Source organism: Vibrio sp. OPT46 (assembly GCF_015163535.1).
GTDB classification, from domain to species: Bacteria; Pseudomonadota; Gammaproteobacteria; order Enterobacterales; family Vibrionaceae; genus Vibrio; species Vibrio alginolyticus.
Window position 1 is genome coordinate 3,036 of record NZ_JADDYG010000456.1, and the last position, 3,055, is coordinate 6,090.

General features: G+C 44.6%; 4 protein-coding genes. All 4 read right to left on the reverse strand.

Annotated elements, in window-relative coordinates:
• Positions 1-538, reverse strand: a 538-nt coding sequence (gene chbG / locus IQR33_RS19805; protein WP_193843964.1) for a chitin disaccharide deacetylase, incomplete at its 3' end; no start/stop codon positions are given.
• 18 nt (positions 539-556) lie between these two features.
• Complete coding sequence (locus tag IQR33_RS19810; RefSeq protein ID WP_005381048.1) at positions 557-1,879, reverse strand: 6-phospho-beta-glucosidase; 1,323 nt, start codon at positions 1,877-1,879, stop codon at positions 557-559.
• A gap of 12 nt (positions 1,880-1,891) precedes the next feature.
• The gene (locus tag IQR33_RS19815) at positions 1,892-2,203 is read right to left on the reverse strand and encodes a PTS lactose/cellobiose transporter subunit IIA (RefSeq protein WP_025767646.1); all 312 of its coding nucleotides are present in this window, start codon (positions 2,201-2,203) and stop codon (positions 1,892-1,894) included.
• A gap of 51 nt (positions 2,204-2,254) precedes the next feature.
• Positions 2,255-3,055, reverse strand: an 801-nt coding sequence (locus tag IQR33_RS19820) for a PTS sugar transporter subunit IIC (protein ID WP_193843965.1), incomplete at its 5' end; no start/stop codon positions are given.

A 3,055-nucleotide genomic window follows, 5' to 3' on the forward strand; every position in this document is an offset into this window, starting at 1 on the left:
GATGTGCCATTAAGCCATCCAAGCTCACTTTTTGATCATAAAACTCATCAGTAAAGATATACCTGATTGTCATCGATTCTTGACACAAGCCAGTGCCCCGCAGTGGCACTCGGTATTCATTCGCTACTTCTTTAATAACGGGCAAAATTTGAGGGTGAGTATGCGCGTGATGATGGCTATCTAAGTGGCTTAGCTCTAACCCAAGCGATAGAAAATGTTCCACCTGAGCTTTTGCTTCATCATAAACGACCTGAGTTTCGAAGTCCTGCTTACTCCAAAGTTCGTCATAATTGATAAAGTGCGCTCGGCCGTTGGTCAAGTTAGGATGCTTCGTTATAGGCACACCTGCTGTAAACCTAAGATGAACGCCAATTTTCAAGTCTGGATTATGGCGAGCTAGTTCTAAGGCATGTTGCTCAGCATCCATACCCACCATCATGGTGGTTGAATGAACCACACCTTGCTGATGAGCTTTAACGATGCCGCTATTTACACCTCTCGTTAAACCAAAATCATCAGCATTAAAAATGACTTTCATCGGCGCCCTTCCTTAGTCTTACAACGTCGTTAGTTTAAATTGAGGTAAATACGGAGCGTTCACCGCCAGAATATCATCCAGAATTGACTTGGCGCGGCCAATGTCAGGCACCAATGGGTTATTGGTTAATGCCATAAGCGCCTTGTCATAATTACCTTCGACAGCAGCTTCTATTGTTAGCTGCTCATACGCTTTAACTTGATGGAGTAATCCTTTGATATTGTTTGACAACTCGCCAACCGCAAGAGGTTTCGCCCCCCAGCTACCAATCACGGCACTACATTCAATCACAGCATCGTCAGGTAGGCCGTTGATCGCTCCATTATTTAAAACGTTAACAACATGAATACTATTACGATTGTTATAAATTGAATCAACTAGGTTCAGTGATGCATCAGAATAATAAGCACCACCCCGCTCCTCTAACTCTTTCGGCTTATGATCGAGGGTAGGATCTTGATAGAGCTTAAATAGCGCATTTTCTGTTTCCATTACCTGCTCAGCACGAGTGCCTTTTTCATCGGCACTTTGTTTCTCTTCAGCAAGCATGGCATCAGTTTGGTAGAAGTAACGATGATAAGGACATGGTATCGCCCCCAGTGCTTTTAGAAATGCCGGATCCCACGGCTCTTCCCAGATATTCTTCATACTGAAGTTGGCACCATCACCGACTTTCTCTAATACCGTTTGAGTAATATCTTCCCCATTGAGCCATGCTTTGTGTACCCACACGAGATGGTTTAACCCAGCAAACTCAAGTTGTAGCTCTTTTGGCTCGCACTCCATCATTTCTGCAATCATCATTTCCATTGAAACGGGCACATTGCATAAACCAATACTTTTTACTTTGGTGTACTTACTGACCGCTTCGGAAACTAAACCCGCTGGGTTGGTGAAATTGAGCATCCATGCGTTTGGAGCCAACTCTTCAATGTCTTTACAGATATCAAGAATGACCGGAATGGTTCGCAGTGCTTTAGCAAAACCACCAGGGCCCGTTGTTTCTTGGCCGATGACGTCGTACTTGATTGGGATTCGCTCATCGTTAGCGCGTGCAGCAAGGCCACCAACACGAAACTGCGTCATCACAAAATCCGCATCTTTTATCGCAGCACGGCGATCGAAACCGGCTTTTATCTCAATTTTTGCTCCGGCTTTATCGACCATTCGCTGAGCCAATCCTTTGATGATCTCAAGCTTCTCAGCTCCTGACTCAATGTCCACAAAATGGATTTTCTTAACGGGTAAATATTCTAAGCGCTTAATAACCCCTTCAACCAATTCCGGGGTATAGCTACTACCACCGCCAATAATGGCAAGTTTGATCGCCTCTCTAGACATTTTCATCCCCCTTTATTTGTTCGAGATTTTTTTGTTCAGTGCGACGATTTCTACAGCCATCTCTTGAGCCAAAATCGTAGTCATTAGGTGATCTTGAGCATGCACCATCACTAACGTCATCGGGACTTTCCCTTCTCCCTGATCTTCTTCAATAAGCTGAGTCTGTATTAAGTGGGCTTTATTAATGCACTCTCTTGCTTGAGAGAGCCTCTCATCAGCCGCTTCAAAATCTTGTTCTCGAGATAAACGCAATGCCTCGTAGCTTAAACTTCTGGCTTCACCAGCATTGCAAATGATCTCCATTACAACCAATTCTTGTTCCATCATTTTCTCTCCGAAAATCGGGCCGCGGTAATTGCGGCCCATTAAGCACAGTTAAGCAGTAACGCCTTCGCCTGACGGCTGCGTATCACCTTTAGTTTCCTTCGTCGTTGGTAGTTCTTGCTCCAACATTTGCTTCTCAAACATTTTGAAGAATGGGAAGTAGATGATTAGATCAAGAATTAATAAACCAATGACGAGCAATACTGGCGCAAAGGTCCAACCGCTACCCCACGAAGCACCTATCAGTGCCGGTGTTGTCCAAGGTGTTGTAGCGACACCCATACCCACAAAGCCGACATGCACAGCAAAGTACGCAATCGTAGCGTTGATGATTGGAGCGAAGACGAACGGGATAAACAAGGTCGGGTTCATCACAACTGGGCTACCGAAGATCACAGGTTCGTTGATTTGGAAAAAGCCAGGCACCGCACTCATTCGACCAATGCTCTTAAGGTGAACAGAACGGCTAAACGACATCAGCATAACAAGAGCAAGTGTTGCACCAGAGCCGCCAATAAAGATGTAAAAATCCCAGAACGGTTGAGTAAATACGTTTGGAATCGGTTCACCTGCAACAAAGGCTTCAATGTTGGCACCAATGTTGGTCAAAAAGATTGGAGAAAGCAGTCCAACAACAATTGCAGCACCATGAATACCCGCAAACCAAAGTAGCTGGCAAAGCAATAAAGCGCCAATAATGGCAGGCAATGAGTTAGACGCACTGATTAGCGGTTTAAAGATAGCCATAACAGCATCTGGAATCAGCATGTCGTACTGGGTTTGTACGAAAAGGCTAAGTGGATATAAGGTAATGAATATCGCTAAGACTGGTAGCAATACTTCAAATGATCG

Coding starts and splice junctions, on each gene's coding strand:
- IQR33_RS19810 (WP_005381048.1), bottom strand. CDS start 1,879: ATGTCTAGAGAGGCGATCAAACTTGCCATTATTGGCGGTGGTAGTAGC.
- IQR33_RS19815 (WP_025767646.1), bottom strand. CDS start 2,203: ATGGAACAAGAATTGGTTGTAATGGAGATCATTTGCAATGCTGGTGAA.